Annotated in this window: 25 protein-coding genes; 13 read left to right on the top strand and 12 right to left on the bottom strand. The window is 64.6% G+C overall.

All coding sequences use genetic code 11. The features are described 5' to 3' along the window. Positions 1-9: 9 nt before the first annotated feature. Together EN874_RS26750 and EN874_RS26745 are read right to left on the bottom strand one after the other, a co-directional pair. Positions 10-654 carry a response regulator transcription factor gene (locus EN874_RS26750; protein ID WP_127427746.1) on the bottom strand — a complete coding sequence of 215 codons (645 nt, stop codon included), beginning with the start codon at positions 652-654 and terminating at the stop codon, positions 10-12. Then, on the bottom strand, positions 651-2051 hold the full coding sequence (locus EN874_RS26745; protein WP_127427747.1) for a sensor histidine kinase: 1401 nt from the start codon (positions 2049-2051) through the stop codon (positions 651-653). Before EN874_RS26745 ends, EN874_RS26750 begins: the two co-directional genes overlap by 4 nt. Before the next feature lie 250 nt (positions 2052-2301). Between EN874_RS26745 and EN874_RS26740 the strand changes: the two genes are divergently transcribed. Then, a complete protein-coding gene (locus tag EN874_RS26740) occupies positions 2302-2520 on the top strand; it encodes a hypothetical protein (protein ID WP_127427748.1) in 219 nt (72 codons plus the stop codon). A 273-nt stretch (positions 2521-2793) separates the two neighbouring features. Here the strand turns inward: EN874_RS26740 and EN874_RS26735 are convergent, their stop codons facing one another. Beyond that, positions 2794-3363: a DUF6428 family protein gene (locus EN874_RS26735; RefSeq protein ID WP_245513690.1), complete on the bottom strand. Its 570-nt coding sequence runs from the start codon at positions 3361-3363 to the stop codon at positions 2794-2796. 42 nt (positions 3364-3405) lie between these two features. Between EN874_RS26735 and EN874_RS26730 the strand changes: the two genes are divergently transcribed. Genes EN874_RS26730 through EN874_RS26715 form a run of 4 tightly spaced genes read left to right on the top strand, consistent with a single transcriptional unit; the run spans position 3406 to position 6067 of the window. Further along, entirely contained in the window at positions 3406-3756 is a 351-nt protein-coding gene (locus tag EN874_RS26730) for a metalloregulator ArsR/SmtB family transcription factor (protein WP_127427749.1), read from the top strand. Next, positions 3753-4436 (top strand): MIP/aquaporin family protein, encoded by a 684-nt coding sequence (locus tag EN874_RS26725; RefSeq protein ID WP_127427750.1) that lies wholly within the window; start codon positions 3753-3755, stop codon positions 4434-4436. The genes EN874_RS26730 and EN874_RS26725 overlap by 4 nt, the downstream gene beginning before the upstream one ends. Positions 4437-4459: 23 nt before the next feature. Beyond that, complete coding sequence (arsC, locus tag EN874_RS26720) at positions 4460-4873, top strand: arsenate reductase (glutaredoxin) (protein WP_127427751.1); 414 nt, start codon at positions 4460-4462, stop codon at positions 4871-4873. After that, complete coding sequence (locus tag EN874_RS26715) at positions 4874-6067, top strand: MFS transporter (protein WP_127427752.1); 1194 nt, start codon at positions 4874-4876, stop codon at positions 6065-6067. Here the strand turns inward: EN874_RS26715 and EN874_RS26710 are convergent, their stop codons facing one another. Further along, on the bottom strand, positions 6068-6250 hold the full coding sequence (locus EN874_RS26710) for a hypothetical protein (RefSeq protein WP_245468160.1): 183 nt from the start codon (positions 6248-6250) through the stop codon (positions 6068-6070). Between the two features lie 205 nt (positions 6251-6455). On the opposite strand from EN874_RS26710, the gene EN874_RS26705 reads away from it, so the two are divergent. Continuing rightward, entirely contained in the window at positions 6456-6605 is a 150-nt protein-coding gene (locus EN874_RS26705) for a hypothetical protein (RefSeq protein ID WP_095770090.1), read from the top strand. A gap of 130 nt (positions 6606-6735) precedes the next feature. Here EN874_RS26705 and EN874_RS26700 read toward each other — a convergent pair whose 3' ends face one another. Next, positions 6736-6942, bottom strand: a complete 207-nt coding sequence (locus EN874_RS26700) for a DUF3606 domain-containing protein (protein WP_127427753.1) — start codon at positions 6940-6942, stop codon at positions 6736-6738. 166 nt (positions 6943-7108) lie between these two features. Here EN874_RS26700 and EN874_RS26695 point away from each other — a divergent pair, with 166 nt between their 5' ends. From EN874_RS26695 to EN874_RS26680, 4 genes are all read left to right on the top strand, one after another. Next, the gene (locus EN874_RS26695; protein ID WP_127427754.1) at positions 7109-7366 is read left to right on the top strand and encodes a metal-sensing transcriptional repressor; all 258 of its coding nucleotides are present in this window, start codon (positions 7109-7111) and stop codon (positions 7364-7366) included. 7 nt (positions 7367-7373) lie between these two features. Then, the gene (locus tag EN874_RS26690; protein ID WP_127427755.1) at positions 7374-8702 is read left to right on the top strand and encodes a cation diffusion facilitator family transporter; all 1329 of its coding nucleotides are present in this window, start codon (positions 7374-7376) and stop codon (positions 8700-8702) included. Between the two features lie 436 nt (positions 8703-9138). Beyond that, positions 9139-9417 carry a hypothetical protein gene (locus tag EN874_RS34535; RefSeq protein ID WP_245513688.1) on the top strand — a complete coding sequence of 93 codons (279 nt, stop codon included), beginning with the start codon at positions 9139-9141 and terminating at the stop codon, positions 9415-9417. A 261-nt stretch (positions 9418-9678) separates the two neighbouring features. After that, positions 9679-9951: a PilZ domain-containing protein gene (locus tag EN874_RS26680; protein ID WP_127427756.1), complete on the top strand. Its 273-nt coding sequence runs from the start codon at positions 9679-9681 to the stop codon at positions 9949-9951. A gap of 61 nt (positions 9952-10012) precedes the next feature. On the opposite strand, the gene EN874_RS26675 is transcribed toward EN874_RS26680, so the two are convergent. Together EN874_RS26675 and EN874_RS26670 are read right to left on the bottom strand one after the other, a co-directional pair. Further along, positions 10013-10480 carry an isoprenylcysteine carboxylmethyltransferase family protein gene (locus EN874_RS26675; RefSeq protein ID WP_168247620.1) on the bottom strand — a complete coding sequence of 156 codons (468 nt, stop codon included), beginning with the start codon at positions 10478-10480 and terminating at the stop codon, positions 10013-10015. Positions 10481-10585: 105 nt separating this feature from the next. Next, positions 10586-11533 carry a S1/P1 nuclease gene (locus EN874_RS26670; RefSeq protein WP_127427758.1) on the bottom strand — a complete coding sequence of 316 codons (948 nt, stop codon included), beginning with the start codon at positions 11531-11533 and terminating at the stop codon, positions 10586-10588. Between the two features lie 39 nt (positions 11534-11572). On the opposite strand from EN874_RS26670, the gene EN874_RS33845 reads away from it, so the two are divergent. Beyond that, positions 11573-11734: a hypothetical protein gene (locus EN874_RS33845; protein WP_168247619.1), complete on the top strand. Its 162-nt coding sequence runs from the start codon at positions 11573-11575 to the stop codon at positions 11732-11734. A 71-nt stretch (positions 11735-11805) separates the two neighbouring features. Here the strand turns inward: EN874_RS33845 and EN874_RS26665 are convergent, their stop codons facing one another. From EN874_RS26665 to EN874_RS26650, 4 genes are all read right to left on the bottom strand, one after another. Further along, a complete protein-coding gene (locus EN874_RS26665) occupies positions 11806-12126 on the bottom strand; it encodes a DUF2934 domain-containing protein (protein WP_127427759.1) in 321 nt (106 codons plus the stop codon). 154 nt (positions 12127-12280) lie between these two features. Further along, positions 12281-13339, bottom strand: coding sequence for a mandelate racemase/muconate lactonizing enzyme family protein (locus tag EN874_RS26660; RefSeq protein ID WP_281061456.1), 1059 nt, complete (start codon positions 13337-13339; stop codon positions 12281-12283). Between the two features lie 53 nt (positions 13340-13392). Further along, positions 13393-15831 (bottom strand): FAD-dependent oxidoreductase, encoded by a 2439-nt coding sequence (locus EN874_RS26655; RefSeq protein WP_127427760.1) that lies wholly within the window; start codon positions 15829-15831, stop codon positions 13393-13395. A 206-nt stretch (positions 15832-16037) separates the two neighbouring features. Beyond that, on the bottom strand, positions 16038-16604 hold the full coding sequence (locus tag EN874_RS26650) for a TetR/AcrR family transcriptional regulator (RefSeq protein WP_127427761.1): 567 nt from the start codon (positions 16602-16604) through the stop codon (positions 16038-16040). Positions 16605-16702: 98 nt separating this feature from the next. On the opposite strand from EN874_RS26650, the gene EN874_RS26645 reads away from it, so the two are divergent. Next, on the top strand, positions 16703-17518 hold the full coding sequence (locus EN874_RS26645) for an oxidoreductase (RefSeq protein WP_127427762.1): 816 nt from the start codon (positions 16703-16705) through the stop codon (positions 17516-17518). Between the two features lie 84 nt (positions 17519-17602). Further along, positions 17603-18604: an NADP-dependent oxidoreductase gene (locus tag EN874_RS26640; protein WP_127427910.1), complete on the top strand. Its 1002-nt coding sequence runs from the start codon at positions 17603-17605 to the stop codon at positions 18602-18604. A gap of 50 nt (positions 18605-18654) precedes the next feature. On the opposite strand, the gene EN874_RS26635 is transcribed toward EN874_RS26640, so the two are convergent. After that, the gene (locus tag EN874_RS26635; protein WP_127427763.1) at positions 18655-19653 is read right to left on the bottom strand and encodes a L,D-transpeptidase; all 999 of its coding nucleotides are present in this window, start codon (positions 19651-19653) and stop codon (positions 18655-18657) included. Positions 19654-19676 lie beyond the last annotated feature (23 nt).

Below are 19676 nucleotides of genomic sequence, written 5' to 3'. Positions count from 1 at the left end.
CTCCCCTAACTACGGTCTTTCCTTCGCTTCATGCATCAAGAGCGCTGCCTCCGTCCGGTTGCGCACGTTGAGCTTGGCGAGCACTCGGGTCATGTGGTGCTTGACCGTCTTTTCCTGCAGCGACAGCCGGGCGGCGACCTCCTTGTTGCTCAGGCCCTCGGCCACCAGCCTCAGGATCTCGGCTTCGCGGCCGGTGAGCTGGCTGAGCGGGTCGGGCTTGCGGCTGGTGGGCTGCAAGAGGTCCGACAGCAGCCGCGCCGAGAGTGTCGGCGAGACGTAGCTCTGGCCGTTGGCGACGTCGCGCAGGATCTCGGCCAGCGACTTGGAGCCGACGCCTTTCAGCACATAGCCGCGCGCGCCAGCCTTTAGCGCCTGGGCGACGTCGGCATTGGTCTCGGACACGGTGAGCATGACGATCTTCTGCTCAGGCGCCGCCGAAAGGATGCTGGCCAATGCGGTGAGGCCGCCGCCCGGCATGCTGATGTCGAGCAGCAGCACGTCGGGCGTGCTGCCGCGGACCAGCCTTTCGGCGTCCTCGGCGCTGGCGCCTTCGCCCACAAGCTCGAAGCCGCCGATTTCGCCGAGGCTGCGCGCCACGCCCTCACGAAACAGCGGATGGTCGTCGACAATAGCGATGCGGATGGGTGTGGTCACGGCTGCTCCTCGACAGACAATGTGATTACCAGTCTCGTTCCTCCAGGACCCGAAAGCGTCTCGAATTGCCCGCCGATGCTTTCGATACGCTCCCTGAGGCCGGCGAGCCCCAGGCCTTCGCTCCGTGCGGGGTTGAAGCCCGGACCTGTGTCCTGCACCTCGACCAGAAGCTTGCCGCCCTTCATCGTGGCCCTCACCTGCTGGCCCTTGCCCTTGCCGTGCCGGTAGGCGTTGTTCAGCCCCTCCTGCACGAACCGATAGATGCTGATCTTCTCCGAGGTGCCGAGTTCGGGCAAGCGCTCCGGCAGCGTCAGCAGCACTTTGGTGTCGGTGCGTCGCTCATGCTCGGCGACCGCCAGCCGCAATATGTCGGCGACCGCCTGCGTCTCGATCTGCGGCAGCACCAGGCCGTTGCAGATGCCGCGTATCTCTCGCATCGCCTCGCCGAGCGTCTTGTGGATGCCTGCGATCTCGGCTTCGCGCTGCGGTTTGGGCGTGGCGGGGTCGACCAGCACCGGACTGTCCATCCTGAGCGCGGCAAGCGCCACCAGTTGCGCCGGGCCGTCGTGCAGGTCGGCGCCGATGCGCCGCAGATAGCGCTCGTTGATGGCGGTGGCGCGGCGCGAGGCGCGCTGCACGCGCTGGCGAAGCGATGAGTTCTGCGCCAGCGCCGACTGCAGCTCGGTGACCTTGGCCTCGAGCGCTGCGCGCTGTGTCTGGATGGTGCGGCTGCCGCGAAAGACGATGCCCGACAACAGCGCCAGCGAGGCCGCCGTGGCGCCGGCCACCACCAGCCAGGTCCATCTGAGCGCCGAGTTCAGCGTCTGCTGGAAGTCGTCGGCGATCTCATAGAATTCCGACACCGCCACCACTTCGCCCGACCAGGGCTCGCGCACGGGGTTGTAGATCTCGAACAGCGGCGCGTTCACCGCTTTCTCTTCGCCCGCTTCGGGATCGTCGTCGAGGTCGTTGTACTCGGCCACGACATTGCCGCCGAAGGCCGAGATCAGATTCGGGTTGGCAGGAAAGCTCTTGCCGATCAGCGACGAGTCGTCAGCGTAGAGCACCGTGCCGTCGCGCCGCCACAGCTTGAACGACACCAGCCTCTTGCCGAGCGCGCCCTGGCCAAGCGTCTCGTCCAGCGCACGCTTGACCGTGTCGTCGAGCTCACGGCTCTTGCGCAGGTCCGGCAAAAGCGGCGCAATCACGCTGTCGACATAGAGCGCTGTCGTGGTGGCGGAGTTGTGCATCACGCCTTCGCGGATCTGCGACGTCACCCAGAGGCCGACGACGAGCATCACGGCCAAAAGTCCGATACCGCCGGCAATCACGAACTGCCAGGCCAGCGACAGCCCGCTCCAGACTTGCAAAAGTCGTTTCAAAGTCTCGCTGAGCATACGCGCGATTCACCCCACCAATGGCAAAGATTATAGGCCAGTCGCGGCGATTGCGACACCGACCTTGGTCCTGCGTCCCGGGAAGGGGTTAACGCCATCGCGGCGGCCGGATGCGAATGGCCGTTGGAAGGTGCCAAAAGCGCATCGCGCTGAAACGGATTCAAGCGGCTCGCGATCGAGAAAAAAGGCGGCATTGACCGCGCGGCTTCCGGCGGAACGCAAAGCGGGGCGACCGCGTTTTTGTGTCGCTATGCCGAAGAATTCTTTCCCTCACAAGGCCGAGAGGCCGGCCCTTGCCTCGCTTGCCGAGGCGGAGCGCCAGGCGCGCGCGGAAAAGAACGCCAGGCTAAGGGACCTTCGCACGCACACGTCATGGCTGGTGCTCGATCCCGATGCGCTTTTCCGCGACGAGATCGACTGCTCGGCGCTGTTCGGTGATGCTCCTATGCCAAAGGTCACCCCGCGGTAGGGCGGCCTTCAGCCGTTATGCCGTCTGAAGCTGTCCGACTGAATTCGGATCCGCCCGCGATATCGCGATCAGCCGCGCAACGGCCAACGGCGCCATGAGCATGAAAACCGCCGTGACACCAAGGAAGATCGACAAAGCCAGATCCATCCGCCGTGATCATAGCAGACTGCAAATCCCATGACGCCTTACCCTTTTTATACCACCCCGCTGCGCATCAGGTTGCCATACATTGATCCCAGCATGAGCCTCATTTGCGAGAAATACAAGAGATCGCTAATTTTCCTGCGCCAGAAGACCAGCGCCGACAATCCGGTCAGGCGCAACAGGCTTTGCCGCTCGCCAAGATGCATCGGCCGCCTTCTGCTCTTCCAGCCAGCGGTCGCGGGGCTTGCAGCTTGCCGGCCGCGGCGACAGCTCGACCCCGACGGTGCCGCCGGCCAGTGCCGGCTGCGTCGCCCGATGCAATTCCATCGGCCGGATGCCGTCGCTCACTTCGAAGGTCAGCCTTGCGGACTGGTCGAGAGCGACGTGGTCGGCGACCTTGCGGATGATGGCAATGAACCTGCCGGCCGGCATGTGCACCGGACCGCCTTCGTCGACGTCCCATAGCTGGACGAAAATTTCCGACCAGGATTCCGGATTGGCGCCGCAATCCAGCGCCGAGAACTGCCCGGCCTTGACCTCGGTCACATGGTAGCCCGGCTTAACCGGCCGGCCGCCATAGCGGAACACCAGCGGCTTGTCCTTGTGGTCAGCCAGCGCGTCGAGCAGGTCGCCGATGGTGAGATCCGACGGGTCGATGGCGAGGATGGGGGCGATTTTGCGGTTGTCAGGAGAGAGCATGTCGGCTAATCCTCATTTCAACATTTCAAGGATTATTGAAACGTGGATGAACGTCAAGCCCTGATCGCCTTTGGCGCGCTGTCGCAGGACACGCGGCTGAGGCTGCTTCGGTTGCTGGTTGTCGCAGGACGGGATGGCATCGCCGCCGGTTCGCTCGCCGAGCAGGTCGAGGTCTCGCCCTCCAATGTCAGCTTCCACCTCAAGGAACTCGAGCGCGCCGGCCTGATCAGCGCGCGGCGGGACGCACGCTCGATCGTCTACAGCGCCGAATATGACGCGCTGTCCGGCCTGATCCGGTTCCTGATGGAGGATTGCTGCTCGGGCCGCCCCGAAATCTGCGCGCCGGCGCTTGCCGCGCCTTGCTGCCGGCCGGGCGAGGGGAGCCGGCAGTGACCGCCTACGATCTTCCGCGACGCGCCGTTGCCGAAGCCCTGGGTACTGGTCTCTTGGTGGCGACCGTGGTCGGCTCCGGCATCATGGTCGAGAGGCTGACGCATGACACGGCGCTGGCGCTGCTCGGCAACACGCTTGCGACCGGCGCCATGCTGGTGGTGCTGATCACCATCCTCGGACCGATCTCCGGCGCCCATTTCAATCCGGCCGTCTCGCTTGTCTTCTGTTTGAACCGGACGCTGTCGGCCCACGATCTGCCGGCCTATCTCGCCGCGCAGTTCGCCGGCGGCATCGCCGGCACCATTGCCGCCCATCTCATGTTCACGCTGCCGGTGCTGGAGTTCGCGACGAAGCTGCGCGCCGGACCGGCGCAATGGTTCTCGGAAGTTGTCGCGACGTTCGGGCTGGTCGCCGTCATCCTCGCCGGCATTCGCTTCGAGCGGCGGGCCGTGCCCTGGCTGGTAGGCCTCTTCATCACCGCCGCCTACTGGTTCACCGCCTCCACCTCCTTCGCCAATCCGGCCGTCGCGCTGGCGCGTTCGGTCACCGACACGTTTTCCGGCATCAGGCCGGCCGATCTGCCCGGCTTCATCGTCGCCGAGCTGCTTGGCGCCTTGATCGCGCTGGCGCTGATGGGCTGGCTGCTGCAGCCCGAAACCATCAAGCATCCCAACCCCTGAGGGCCGAGCCCGAGAACCAACCCATGACCGTCACGATCTATCACAACCCCGCCTGCGGCACCTCGCGCAACACGCTCGCCATGATCCGCGCCAGCGGCGAGGACCCGGTGGTGATCGAATATCTGAAGACCCCGCCCACCCGCGAGCGGCTGCTCGAGCTGATCGCGGCGATGGGCATCACCCCGCGCGAGCTACTCAGGGAGAAGGGAACGCCTTACGCCGAGCTCGGCCTTGGCGACCCGAAATGGAGCGACGACGAGCTGGTCGACTTCATGCTCGCCCATCCCATCCTCATCAACCGGCCGATCGTCGAGACGCCTAAGGGCACCAGGCTCTGCCGGCCGTCGGAGGCGGTGCTCCCGCTGCTTGACAATCCGGTGCGCGAGTTCGTCAAGGAGGATGGCGAGAAGGTCGGCTACGTGCCGGGGCAAGCCTGATTGGAAGCCGCGGCACCTGTCGCTCGCAATCGCCATGTCCTCGTCTCGGCGCTTGGCGTCACGCAGATCCTCGCCTGGGGATCTTCCTTCTATCTGCCAGCCGTGCTTGCCGCGCCGATCGCCGCCGACACGGGCTGGTCGCTGGCTTCGGTCGTTGCCGGGCTCTCCTGCGGGCTTCTGCTTGCGGGCTTGGTCTCGCCGATCACCGGGCGGCTGATCCAGCGTCACGGCGGCCGGCCGGTGCTTGCCGCGAGTTCGCTGCTTTTGGCGGCCGCGCATTTGCTGATGGCGGCCGCCACAGCCTATCCACTTTACCTGGCTGCTTGGCTGTTCATGGGACTGGGCATGTCGAGCGGCCTTTACGATGCCGGCTTCGCCACGCTCGGCCGCCTCTATGGACAGGGCGCGCGCGGCGCGATCACCAGCCTGACGCTGTTCGGCGGCTTCGCCAGCACGGTCTGCTGGCCGCTCAGCGCTTTCCTCGTCGAGCATGAAGGATGGCGCATCGCGTGCCTTTGCTACGCCGCGATCCACCTTCTGCTCTGCCTGCCGCTTCACCTCTGCGCAATACCGCCGCCTCCGCCGCTGCCGACGCCGGCGCCGGCTGCAACCGGGCTGGAGCAGCCGTCGACCACCGGCCGGACGAGGACACGTCTCATCCTGCTCGCCTCCATCCAGACCGTGGCGGCACTGATAGCATCCATGCTCTCAGTCCATCTCCTTGCCCTGCTGCAGCTTCGCGGGGTGGGCCTGGCGGCCGCGGTCGGCCTTGGAGCTTTGGTCGGTCCGTCACAGGTCGGCGCGCGCGTGGCCGAGATGCTGATCGGCCGCAACCGGCATCACCCGATCTGGACGATGCTGAGATCCGTATCGCTACTTGCGGCCGGTGTCTGGCTGCTGCTTGCGAGCCCGGCCCTCATCGCCCTGGCATTGATCCTCTATGGCGCCGGCAACGGCATCCATACGATCGCGCGCGGGGCCCTGCCGCTCGTCCTGTTCGATCCGCAACGATACGCCGCGCTCATGGGCAGGCTCGCGACGCCGAGCCTGATCGTCCAGGCGGCGGCTCCGTCGATTGGGGCGCTGCTTCTCGGCGCGGGCGGCGCCAACCTCGTCCTGACGACGCTGGCGCTTGCCGCAACGCTCAATGTGGGGCTCTGTGTCTGCCTGGTGGTGTCTGTGCGCCGGACCTAGTCACGCGCAGTCCTTCAGCTCGATCACCTCGACGCCGAGGCGGAAGGCCTGGCCGTCGGCATAGGAGCGGGCATATTGCTCGGCTTCGAAGGGGAAGGTCAGCGTGGTGCCATAGGCGGTGACCCGCACCGTCCACTTCTGGCCCTTGACGAGTTCGACGCCGTGAAGCTTCGCCGTCATCATCTCACCCTCCTCAAGTCCGCATGCCCGCAACGTTACCCTAACGTCACGGAAGTCATTTGAATGCAAATAATCCGACCGAATTATGTCGCTGCCCTGTCGATTCCGACATTCGGCCCGACGCTTCCGTGAAATGGATCACGTTCGGCCTGCGGAACCCGGACAGCTTGAGGGGGTTAGAGGTTATGAAATCTCAAGGGAGGCAGCCATGATCCGCAAGCTGAAGTCCGGCGAATACCGTCTCTATTCGCGCAAAGTGGACCCTAGGACCGGCAAGCGCCGGAACCTCGGCACCTTCAAGTCGCGCGAGGCCGCCGAGAAGCACGAGCGCGAGGTGCAATACTTCAAGCGGCACTAGCGGCTTTTGAGGCCCGTTGCTTTCGATCTTCTCGGGTTCCTGCTGTCGATACCGGCGATGCTCGGCCTTTCGAATGAGCAGCGTCATCGCCCATGTCGCAGCCCTTCGCGGGCAAGCAAGCAGGTGCGTTCTAATCCGTCGTGCGGTCGCCGTTCGGGCTCGAACCAAGCGCGTGGGCTTCGCGCTCCAGCACCACGCGATCATTGCCATATTTGGCAAACAGCTGCCGAGCTTCAGGGATCGTAAGCTGGAACTTCCTCGCGAAACGGGCGACGTCGAAATCCTCGCCGATCAAGACGTGATCAGCCGCGTCGCGTGAGCTTTCATTGTCTGACATCGGAAAATTCCTCCTGACGGAAGAAAGGCGCGCGCGACGCCATGGTTCCGGATTGTTTTCCAAGCGATGCGTAACGGATGCGCGGAGGATTCGCGGTCAAATCCGCAAGGTCGGCTTCGGGTGGTTGTCCATTGCGCCCATCCTACCCTGGAGGATAGGATAACGCATGACGGTACACAGTTCCCATCCCGATATCATCGTCCGGCTCAAGCGCGCGCACGGCCATCTCGCCGCCGTGCTCACCATGTTCGAGCAGGGACGCTCCTGCCTTGACTTGGCGCAACAGCTTCATGCCGTCGAAAGCGCCGTCGGCAACGCCAAGCGCGAGCTGATCCACGATCATATGGAGCACTGCCTGGTCGAAGGCGGAGAACCGACCAGGGACACGCTCAAGGAGCTGAAACAGCTCACCAAGTATCTGTGAGGCAACCATGTGGGCAAGGATTCTGGCCTGGTTCGGGTTCGGGGCGCATGGTCACGACCATGGTGGGCACAGCCACGACCATCATGGCCCGCACGGCCATACGCATGGCGTGATCGACGCTACGATCGCGACCACAGATCGCGGCATCTGGGCGATCAAATGGTCGTTCGTGATCCTCGCGATAACCGCGGCTTTGCAGATCGCCGTTGTCGTGTTTTCGGGCAGCGTGGCGCTGCTGGCCGACACCATCCACAATGTCGCGGACGCGACCACCGCCATACCGCTCTGGATCGCCTTCGTGCTGGCGCGCCGCAAGCCGACCACGACCTTCACCTACGGCCTCGGCCGTGTCGAGGACTTGGCCGGCATCGTCATCGTGCTGATCATCCAGGCAAGCGCGCTGGTCGCCGGTTATGAGGCGATTGACCGCCTGCTCGACCCGCAGCCGGTGCGGTTCCTCGGCTGGCTTGCTGCCGCCGGCGTCATCGGCTTCCTCGGCAACGAGGCGGTGGCCGTGTTCCGGATCCGCGTCGGCCGCCAGATCAACAGCGCCGCGCTGATCGCCGACGGCTATCACGCCCGCACCGACGGGCTCACCAGCCTTGCCGTCGTCGCCGGCGCGATCGGCGTCTGGCTTGGCTATCCGCTGGCCGACCCGATCATCGGCCTGCTCATCACCGCCGCCATCTTCGGCATCGTCTGGCAGTCGGCGCGCTCGGTGCTGACGCGGATGCTTGACGGCGTCGAGCCCGGCCTCGTGAACGAGATCCACCATGCCGCCGAACATGTCCCCGGCATCGAGAAGGTGGTCGAGGCGAAAGCCCGATGGCTCGGCCACAAGCTGCATGTGGATGTGGCGATCGCGGTCAATGACGGGCTGCTGCTTGCCGCCGCCAACAATATCGCCGTGTCGCTGAAAACCGAGCTGTTCGCGCACATTCCGGCCCTCGATGTCGCTACCGTCCGTTTCGCCCAATCCTACGCACGGGCCGGGCATCATCACGCGCCCGATCCGTTCCTGGTGTCGGGCAAGCTGGCGAGCGGACTGTTGGAGATCGTCGACACGCCGCAGGGCGAGCGCATGCGCCTGCGGCTGTCGCGCCACGCCGAGGGCTTGCGGGCGAATGTCGCCATCGAGCGGCCGGGCGGTGCGGTGGAGCGCCTGCCGCTGTCGCCTGTCGGCGGCGACCATCACTATCTCCAAAGCATCGTGGCGCCGGCCGAGCCGCATGAATTTTCCGCCAGGCTGCAGCTGGCCGCCGGCGCCGACAGCGAAGAACTGCCCTTCGCCATGGCCGAACCGGAAGGCCATCATCACGAGCACGCGCGTGGATGATACAGGCGCTTTTTGACTGCCAGCGCGAGATCTACCTCGCGGTGGCGCAACATCTGAAATCCTTCGCCGCCAATGGCAGTCGGCTGGCGCTTCTTGCTGTATTGTCAATGGGCGTTGTGTTCGGCGCCGCCCATGCAATCACGCCCGGCCATAGCAAGACCCTGCTCGCCGCCTACATAACCGGCTCGCGCGTGCGGCTGTCGCGGGGGGCTGCTGGCGTCGCTGGCGTTATCCTTCACCCACATCACCCTTGCCGTGCTGATTGCGGTGCTGGCGCTGCCGCTGGTCTCGATTGCGCTGGGCAGCGTTGGCCGCGCTCCCGCCCCTGGAAACACTTAGCCGGGGCTTTCTCGGATTGGTAGGCGTCTGGATGATCTGACGGGCGCTGCGCGGCCGTCACCATCATCACGCCCGTGAAGGCGAGGTCGTCGGCGTCATGGCCGGACTGGTCCCGTGTCCGCTGACGCTGTTCGTCATGACCTTCGCGATTGCGCGGGGCGTGCCCTGGGCCGGACTTGCGTTCGCGGTCGCCATGATGGCGGGCGTCGCGATCACGCTCGGCATGGTGGTCGCCCTGGCGGTGCTCTTCCGCCGCGGCTCGGTCGCCATCCTCGAGCGGTTCGGCTCGAGCACCGCGCGGCTCGCAACTTTACTGGAGGTGGCGACCGGGCTGATCCTGATTGGCGCGGCGGTCCATCAGTTCCTGGGTGTCTGAATGCGTGTCGCAGAAAAATGTGCAGCAGTTTTGGGAACCGTTTCGGCGTAACGCGCTTTAGAAGCGTGTTGCAGGTTGCGGGCGCCTGGGCGGCAATCGATGACCGAAGCGATGGGCCGGCACAAACGGCGCCGCATTTGTGTGGAACGGGATGATGCCGCAATTAGCAATCGCTAACGGAAAGGAAACGCCTCGCTGTTACCATGCGGCTTCGGGTGAGGGAGGCTGAGCCCGCCGAGGAAGTTCCGGGACAAGTGCACAATGGCCACCTTTCCCCACACCGAGCGCCGTCTTCATTCACGAGAATTCGTGCTGAAGGAGGCCACGATCGTCACCGCCGACGCCCGCATCAGGTGCTCCATCCGTAACCAGCACGAGCATGGCGCCGAGCTGCGCGTCGGTGCGCAGGTGGAGATACCGGAAGGCTTCACGCTCATCGTTCCCGACGATGATGCCGTCTATCGTGCCGTTGTGCGCTGGCGGCGCAACGAGCGCGTCGGCGTGCAGATGTTCAGCAATTCGATGAAGGGCTGACGCCCGAAACACGCCCACCTGCTGTCACGCCGGTCGCGTGGACCCGGTATGCGGCATCGTCTCAGAGATAGCGGCGCACGCTTGCCTTGTAGGCGCGGTAGGGCTCGCCGAACTTGCGCTCCAGATAGGCCTCCTCGCGCAGCACCACGCCGGAATGCAGGATGAGGGAGACCGGGACCAGCGCAACCACGCCCCACCAGGTATCGAACACGAGCCCAATCCCGAGAAGCAGCCCCATCAGGCCGACATAGAGCGGGTTGCGGCTGTAGCCGAACGGGCCGCCGGTGATGATGGCCAGCGTCGGCTTCGTCGGGTCGATATTGGTGCCGCCGCGCTGCATCGTCATGCGTCCCCAGGCGATGCCGGCAATCGCAAGCGCCGCCAGCACGAGGCCCAGCACCAAGGTCGCCGGCCTGCCGCCGATCGCCAGCGGCCAGATATAGCGCAGCGCCAGCATCAGGATCACCGTTACAAGGAACAGCAGCGGCGGGAACACCGCGACGCCGGGATTGTCTTCTTCGTCGCTCATGGCCATTTCCGATAGTCCTCGAAACGAGGCGCCATTGCCGAGCCGGCACTATGCATCCGCACAGGCGAAGCGGCAATCGGCGCCTGCCCGGGTCTGACCCGCCGCCTACTTGTCCACCGCCAGCGTCTCATTGAGCACGGCGGCCAGGTGCAGGCCGCCGAGCGCGAGCTGCTTTACGGCGACCGGCGAGAATTTTTCGAAATAGGCCTGGTCGAGGATCACCGCGTGCGGGTTGTCCGCCTTGATCGACGTGCCTTTGGGCAGCGCGCGATAGGCATCCTCGGCAATTGCATGGCACGCCGCCAGCCATTTCTCGGGCGTCCGGTCCGCCGCCGGCAATGGCGCGAGATTGGGGATGACATCGGTCTCGAGGTCGAGCGCGACCTTGCCCCAGTCATAGTATTTGAACAGGATCAGGCTCGAATCCCAGACCGCATGGAAGGTGATGAGGTCGCGGTAGGTGGAGCCGTCCGGCTTCGGCCGCGAGACGTTGAAGGTCACCGTCAGCGTGTTGCCGCCCTGGTCGCCCTGGTTGCCGCCGAGGCGCTCGACGCAGTGCAGCGGCTGCGACAGGTCGCCGACCAGATGGATGACGAAGGCGAGCGCCTTCCAGCGCTCCTCGTCGCTCTTCTTCGGATCGGCGAGGATTTTTTCCTGCGCCGGCAGCGCCTTCATCAGGCAGAAACCGAAAGCCGGATCGTTCTTGCAGTCGCGCGCGGGGTCGTAGGCGGTGGAACTGGCCGTCGCGTCGCCGGGCTTCGACGCCAGCGGGATGTCGATGAAATGCCAGTTCGACGTTTCCTTGTGGTTCTCCGCGCGATAGTCGTCGGGCCAGCTCGCCACCGAGGCCAGCGACACCGTCGCCGGCGGCTTGAGCTTGAGATGCGCGCGCAACAGCTGCTCGATCGTGTCATGGGCGCTTTGGCTGAGCCTGTGCTGCGCGATCTCGGCGATCACCGCATGGCCTTCCTGGCCCCAGGCCAGCGCCTGGCCGGGCATCAGTCCACCCATCAACATCGTCGCGAGACAGGAAACCGCCGCTTTCCACTTCATCGCCCCGCCTCCTCAAAGTGGTGGTACACGGAAATCTATATGCAAAATCTGGGAAAGAAGGTGCTGCTGCGGGGCCTGAAGACGATGTGCGGCCGCAATGTGAAGCATCTCTACCTGACGAGATACTCCGTCGAAGGCATTTCCGCCGAAAAAAGGAAAGCGTTCACACTCAAGGTGCAGCGCCGGTTCGAGACATTCTGACCGGCCGGCAAAACTATCCGCCGCCAGCCCGCGTTGCGCCGGCTGCGTCCGTCCTGCCTGTTGTATTTGGCTCAGCCTTTCCGCGCCTGGATGGCCCGCGCCGCCTGCTCGATCGCGGCGCGGTCGTTGCCCAGCCGGTCGAGCAGTTCCTGTGCCTCTCCACTGCTGATCCCGGTACGTATCGCCAGCGCCTCGACCGTCAGCACATCCGCGCTGTCGATCTCGCGGGTTTCCGGCAGCGCGTCGTCCGCCGTCAACGGCAGGGCCGCCTCGCGATCGATTTCCATCTCGGCCTGGAGCCAGTGCCGCTCAGGGTCGCCATCCGGGCTGCCCTCGCGCTGCCAGATCTCATACGCGCGCTGCCTGATCTTCTCGGTCCGGTCGTCGTCCATCGCCTTTTCCTCCGTGCGTCGTCCTCAACGCAGGGCGAGGCGGAACGATCCGCGCTTTTCGAGAAGTGATCGGCCGGTCTGAACCGGGTTGGCCGGCGCATCGGTCAAGGCCCGTATATCGCCACCGGCTTGCCGAACGTGCCGGGCTCGGGTTTCACTCCCAGCCCCGCCCGTTGCGGCACGGCGATGTGCCCCTGGCGGATGACGACGGGGTGCTTCCCGTCGAAATGCCCTTTGATGTACTCCTGCGCGATCCAGGCGCCTTCCATGGGCGCGGCTCCACGGTTGCCGCGAGATGCACGCAGGCCGCCGCGATGATGTCGCCGCCCCAGGCGTCGTCGCAGCTGTGCGGCAGCGAGCGGATGGCGCAGAGGTCGCGCACCGTCGTCATCTTGGTGAGGCCGCCGAGACGGGTGACCTTGAAGCCGAACCCGTCCGCGATGCCCATCGAGATTGCCCGCAGCACCGCGTTCTGGTCCTCGGTGCTCTCGTCGAGATAGACCGGATGCGTCACGCGGCCTTTCAGCGCCGCGACCTCGTCCATCGTGTTGCAGGGCTGCTCGAAGACGAAGGGGATCGCCTGGCAGAGCCTGTCGAGATGGATCGCGGCGGCGACCGTCAGGCCCCGGTTGCCGTCGACCGCCAGCCGCGCCTTGTAGCCGACCGCCTCCCAGACCTTGTGGACGACGGCCACGTCCTCTTCCAGATTGCGTCCGCCGATCTTGACCTGCAGGCGCGGATAGCCCGCCTTCACCTTGTCGGCCGCGATCCTCGCCATTTCATCCGGGGTGCCGACGATCAGCGAATAATAGGCCGGCACGCGGTCGGTCAGCGCGCCGCCGAGCAGCGTCGAGACCGGCACGCCGAGCTTCTGGCCAAGCAGGTCGAGAAAGGCCATGTCGAAGGCGGCCTTGGCGTAGCCATGTCCGTTGAGCCGCTCGTCCATGCGTTTCGCCAGCAGCCTGATCGAGGCGATCTCCGCGCCGATCAGACCCGGGGCGATTTCGGCGATCGCGGCGCGGGCGCCAAGCGCATGATGCGGCTGGTAGACCGGGCCGACCGGGCAGGTCTCGCCCCAGCCGGTGAAACCATCATCCGTAACGATCTCGACGAGGGTCGAGTCCAGCGCCTCCACGTCGGCGCTGGCCATCCGGTAGACGCCGCCTTTGACCGGCAGCTGCACCGAGTAGACATTGATCCGGTCGATGCGCATGCTTGGCTCCACTCAAGGGCTGCATCAGCTACGGGGCTCGACGGCCCCGTCTGCTACATCCGCGCTCTGGCCGAGGTCGGGTCGTAAGGCGAATCCGCGATGACTTCGGCGATCTTCCATTCTCCGAGGACCGCGACGTCGAGCTTCGTGCCGGGCCGGCTCAGGCGCTCGGGCAGCAGCGCCAGCGCCACGTCATGCCCGAGCGCGTAGCCATAGCCGCCGGACGTGATGCGCCCGACCAGCGCGCCGTCGATGTAGAGGCCCTCGGAGGCAAGCGTGCTCGCGCCGTCGGTTTCGACCTTGAGCGTCACCGACCGGCGCTGGTCGTTCCTCGCCTTGTATTTCAAGACAGCCTCGCGTCCGACGAAATCGCTCTTGTCGAGGCGGATGAAACGCTCGAGCCCGCTCTCCAGCGCGTTGAGCTCCGGGTTCATGTCGCGATACATGGCGCGGTAGGATTTTTCGAGCCTGAGCGATTCAAGCGCGTGCAGCCCGACCAGCCGCATGCCGTGCTTCTCGCCTTCCTTCAGGATCGCATCCAGCAATTGCCGCTGGTAGGGCAGGGGATGATAGAGCTCCCAGCCAAGCTCGCCCTCGTAATTGACGCGCAGCAGCCGCACGTCGCTGGCCAAGGCGACGCTGCCGGTCTTCACGCTGAACCAGGGAAAACTTTCGTTCGAAAGATCGACCTCCGTCAGCGCCTGCAGCACCTCTCGCGCGTTCGGCCCAACGACCGTGAAGCAGCCGCGGTCGTTGGTGACGTTCTTCAGGCTCACGCTGCCGTCGACGGGAAGCAGTCTCGAGAGATCGTCGAAATTCCAGCGCTCCGCGCGCGGCGTCGAGATCAGGTAGAAGCTGTCTTGTTCGAGGCGCGCCACCATGTACTCAGCCTGCACGCCGCCGGCCGCCGTCAAATGATGCGCCAGCGTCACCCGGCCGGTCGCCGGCAGGCGGTTGGCGAGGATATTGTCGAGCCAGGTGGCGGCACTCGGCCCCGACACCTCGAACTTGGTCATCGGCGTCATCTCGACCAGGCCGACGGCGTTGCGCACCGCCTGAACTTCCTCGGCGACGAAATTCCCCTTGGCCGTCCAGCGCCAGCTGTACTGGTCCTTGGCCTCGACGCCCTTCGGCGCGAACCAGTTGGGCATCTCCCAGCCGTTGAGCACGCCCCACACCGCTCCGAGCTCGGTCAGCCGATCATAGGAAGGAGCCGTCTTCTGAGGGCGGGCTGCGGGCATGTCCTGTCCCGGATATTTCTGCTCCGCATGCGTGCCCCAGGCCTCGCGGACCTTCTCGCGCGTCCAGGCCTTGTTGGCGTAGTCGCCGAAGCGGCGCGGGTCGAGATCGGAGGTGTCGAGGCTGTTGCCGCCTTCGACGATCCGCTCCGACAGATAGTAGCCGATCGTGCCGCCCCACAGGATGCCGCCCGGCACGCCTTCGGCCAGCCAGACATTGGGCAGGCCCCAGGCCGGTCCCATCAGCGGAAGCTCGTCCGCGGTCATCTGGAAGGGCCCGCGCACATTGGCCTTGATGCCCACCCGTCCGAGCGCCGGGACGAGCTGCAAAGCCTGCTGCCAGTTCCACGACACCGCCTCGAAATCCCCTTCGACGAGATCGGCGCCGAACCATGCGGGCACGCCGTCCTCGGCAAACAGTTTGAGGTTCGCGATGCGCTCGTACGGCCCGAACATCAGCCCGTCGCCTTCTTCGCGCAGATAGCCCTCGAAACCCTCGTCGCGCAGGATTGGCATCTCGCGCCGTCCCTGCCGTTTCCGCTCCACGACCTCCGGCACCGCCTCGGTGATCCAGTATTGGTGCAGGATCGGGATAGCCGGGATATCGAGGCCGAGCAGCGCGCCGGTCTGGCGCGCGTAGTTGCCGGTGGCTGAGATCACGTGCTCGCAGGTGATGTCGCCCTTGTTGGTCTCAACCAGCCACTCGCCGCCGGGCGTCCGCTTGAAGCCGGTGACCTCAGTGTTGAGATAGACTTTGCTGCCGAGGTCGCGCGCGCCCTTGGCCATGGCATGCGTCACGTCGGCCGGCGCGATGTGGCCATCATCGGGGTGATAAAGCGCGCCGAGCATGTGGTCGTTGTCGAGCAGCGGGCAAAGCTCCCTGGCCTCCGCCGGCGTCAGCAATTGCGCCCGCATGCCCTGGACGTCGGCGACGCTCATATAGCTCTTGAACTCGTCCAGCCGGTCCCGGGAATTGGCGATGCGCAGCTGGCCGCATTTGTGCCATCCGACCGGCTGCCCCGTCTCGGCCTCGAGCCCTTCATAGATCTCGATGGTTTTTGCGATCATCCGCCCGACATTGATGTTGCGGGCATAGGACGGGACCAGGCCCGCGGCATGCCACGTCGAGCCTGCGGTCAATTGGGTGCGCTCGAGCAGCGCCACGTCGGTCCAGCCGCGCTTGGCCAGGCCGTACAGGATACCGGCGCCGACGCACCCTCCGCCGACGATCACTACTCTCGCATGTGTCTGCATCAAATCACCAAATCCGGACCGTTTTCAAAAGCGCGACGCCGAAGCTACAGGCGGTGGAACGCCGTGTAACGTTCTGAAAAACTAGGGATTATGATAAATTTGGCTTATGCAACGGTCATGCGGGGGCCGGGTGCCCAGTTTGACCAAGGCGACGAGGTCTTCGGCGTCCGGCTCCGGTTCTCTGCCTTCCGCCAATTGCTGCTCCATCACGTTTGAATCAGCTTCCGCGCCGCGTCTGCCCCTGCCGCGAGTATGCGATCCGACAATTCCGTCCCGTCTACGGCGCGGGCAAGCTGAAGGGCGCCGATGAGGGTTGCAAAAATACCCAAAGCAACATCCTCCGGATTTCTGGTTTGCGGGGGAAGAGCCACCGATACCTGGCGTACCAATGTCATAAAGCGCTCGGTATAGACTTGACGTGTTTCAGTTGGCTCGCGCGCTATCTCCGGCAAAAGCGCGGCGGAAGCACAGCCTTTTTCCGGATTGTCCCGGTGAGCCGCCGACAGGTACGCATCTATGGCTGTCGCCAGGCCACCCGAGGCCAATGCCTCTGCGATTTCGCCTGACTGACCCTCTAAAGCAGCCGCCACACATTCCCGCACAAGCGCCGCCTTGGATTGAAAGTGCGGATAAAAGGCCCCGTTCGTCAGCCCGGCGTCGCTCATGATGCTTGCAAGTCCGGTCGCAGCGAAGCCGTCGCCCCGAAAGCGATCGGCGGCAACCTCCATGATGCGGCCGCGCGATGCGTCCTTGCGACCCTTTTCGTAACGCATGATCTCTCCTTCAAGCTGGCCATTGCATTATGATCATACTGTGATATTATGATCATAATCCATTAAATGGAAAAGGGCTAGACGAGTTGGAGCACCACATGAACGAACATTCTGGAAAGACGGCTATTGTGACCGGCGCCTCCTCAGGCATTGGGCGCGTAAGTGCGGAGGCACTGGCGCGTGCGGGATTCACCGTTTTCGGAACAAGCCGGCGGGCGATAAGCAACGCTCCAGACCAGGTGACTATGCTGAGGTGCGATGTGACCGACGCTGAATCGGTCGACGCCCTCGTTTCAGCTGTGCTCGCAAAGACCGGCCGGGTCGACCTGCTGGTCAACAATGCCGGTATCGGACTGCTGGCGGGCGCGGAGGAGTCGTCCATCGAGCAGGTTCGAGCGCTATTCGACGTAAACCTGTTTGGGGTCGTGCGGATGACGAATGCTGTCTTGCCGGCGATGCGCCGGAAGGGCGGCGGGCGCATCATCAACATCGGATCGATCCTGGGGGTAATCCCCGCGCCGTATTCCGCGCACTATTCAGCCGTGAAGCACGCCGTCGAAGGTTATTCGGAATCGCTCGACCACGAAATTCGTGCCTTCGGCATTCGCGTCTCGGTCATCGAACCGGCATTCGTTCGCACTGTCTTCGACCAGAACGGGATCGAGCCCGATCGAGTGATGAGGGAGTACGACCAGGCAAGGGCAGGCGTCGATGCGCTTCTGCGGGATGTGATGCCCAAAGCCGACGCTCCGGAAGTCGTGGCGCAAGTGATCCTCCAGGCCGCCACCGATAGACACCCACGCCGACGTTATACGGCCGGCAAGGCCGCGAGGCAGGTGAGCCTGTTACGCCGCTTCGCGCCCGCAGAGATGTTCGACAAGACCTTGCGCAAGCAATTCCGCTTGCCGGTCTGAGCACGCCGACAGCATGCCGGATTCGATGCCTGCCCGGAAGCTCAGCCTGCCGGACATCAAGAACCATTTCAGAAAGTGAGCATGATGAAAGCCTTTGTCGTCGATAAGTATGGGAAGAAGGCCGCTCTGCGGCTTGCCGAAATGCCGGTGCCCGACCTGCGGGACGATGATGTCCTGGTCGAAGTCCACGCGGCCGGCGTGAACCTACTGGATGCCAAGATCCGGGACGGCGAGTTCAAACCCTTCCTGCGCTATCGCCCGCCCTTCATCCTAGGGCACGACGTTGCCGGCGTCGTCGTCCGAGCCGGTTCGAAAGTCCGCAAGGTCAAACCCGGCGACGAGGTCTATGCACGGCCGCGCGATGGCCGGATTGGCACGTTTGCCGAGTTCATCGCAATCAACGAGGCTGATATTGCCTTGAAACCCAAAAACCTCAGCATGGAGGAGGCCGCCTCGATCCCGCTCGTCGGCCTCACCGCCTGGCAGGTGCTCGTCGAAAAGGCCGATCTGAAGAAGGGCCAGCAAGTCTTCATCCAGGCCGGGTCAGGCGGCGTGGGCACATTCGCCATCCAACTGGCGAAGCATCTCGGCGCGAGGGTTGCCACGACTGTCAGCGCTACAAGCACGAATCTGGTCAAGAAGCTCGGCGCCGATATTGTAGTCGACTATCGGAAAGACGACTTCGAGAACCTGTTGAAGGACTATGATGTCGTCGTCAACAGCCAGGACGCCAAAACGCTCGAAAAGTCGCTGCGCGTCCTGAAGCCCGGCGGCAAGCTCATATCCATCTCCGGTCCGCCGGACCCCGAATTTGCCAAGAAGCTCGACCTGAACATCGTGCTTAAGCTGGTCATGCGCGCCTTGAGCCGCGGCATCCGCAGAAAGGCGGACCGCGCCCGCATCGAGTATTCGTTTCTGTTCATGTGGGCGCAGGGCGATCAGCTGAGCAAGATGACGCCTCTCCTTGAGTCCGGAACCATCCGCCCCGTGATCGATCGGGTCTTCTCCTTCGAAGAGACGAACGAGGCATTGGCTTTCGTCCAAAAGGGGCGCGCGAAAGGCAAGGTCGTCATCAAGGTGAAATAGCGATCGCGTTTGCTGACATTTGGATAGCCCGGATCGGCCCTGCCGGCATCTCACTGACTTTGCCCGTCCTGCGCCGTCTCGTCCTTGAAGTCGACTTTCGTGCCCGGCTTGACCATGGCGGCGAGGTCTTCGGCGTCCCAGTTGGTCAAGCGGATGCAGCCATGCGAGAAGGTCGTGCCGATCTTGCCGGGGTCGGGCGTGCCGTGGATGCCGTAGCTTTCGATCGAGAGGTCGATCCAGACCGATCCGACCGGATTGTTCGGCCCCCTGGCGATGGTGAAGGGCCGCTTGCTCCTGACGCCCTTGAAGGCGAATTTCGGACTGTAGTGGTAGGTCGGATTGCGCACCACGCGCCTGACCTCGGCCGCGCCGCTCGGCGCCGGCTTCTCCTCGCTGCCGATCGAGGCGGGGTAGACCGCGAGCGGCTTGCCCGATGGATCGAGCACGCGCACCTCGCGGGACGCCTTGTCGACCTCGACGCTTGCGACCGCTGCGGGAGGATCGCCTCGGCCGACATTGGGCACAACCAGCGTGGTGTCGGCCTTCCTGAAACCGCTTCTGGGATTGAGCATTCTCAACACTTGTTCGCTGAGATGGAAGCGCTCGGCCAGTTTCTCCCGCGCGTTGCGGTAGCCGAGCCGCTTCAATTGCGCCATGCGCTCCATGCGGGCAGGGATGCGCCTGGTGAAGGGCCCGCGCCCATCCCTGGCCGTGACCTCGTAGTTTGTCAGCACCGGGCCGGCGAAGGTTGCCGTGAGCCTGTCCCAGGTCTCTCGCGTGAGCTTGCCGTCGGACGGCAGCCCGTTCGCCGCCTGGAAAGCCGCGACGGCCCTCGCGAAATTGTCGGAAAGCCGGCCGTCGATCAGGCCGGGCGAGAAGCGGGCGCGATCGAGAAGGATCTGCGCCTTGAGCAGCATCGGATCGACGGCCTTTGGCTCGCCCTCGCTGAACTGCGCCTGATTGACCGCGTCGAGGTCCAGCCTGGCCGCCTGCGCCGCGCCGCATGCGAGCGCAAGCGCCATCGCAACGACAAAAAGGAACCTGACCATCGAAGTCACTCCAGGACCGCGCC

It is taken from the genome of Mesorhizobium sp. M1D.F.Ca.ET.231.01.1.1 (assembly GCF_003999155.2).
Classification (GTDB): domain Bacteria; phylum Pseudomonadota; class Alphaproteobacteria; order Rhizobiales; family Rhizobiaceae; genus Mesorhizobium.
Note: the sequence above shows the minus strand (reverse complement) of the source record. Positions and strands in the feature narration are given on the sequence as shown.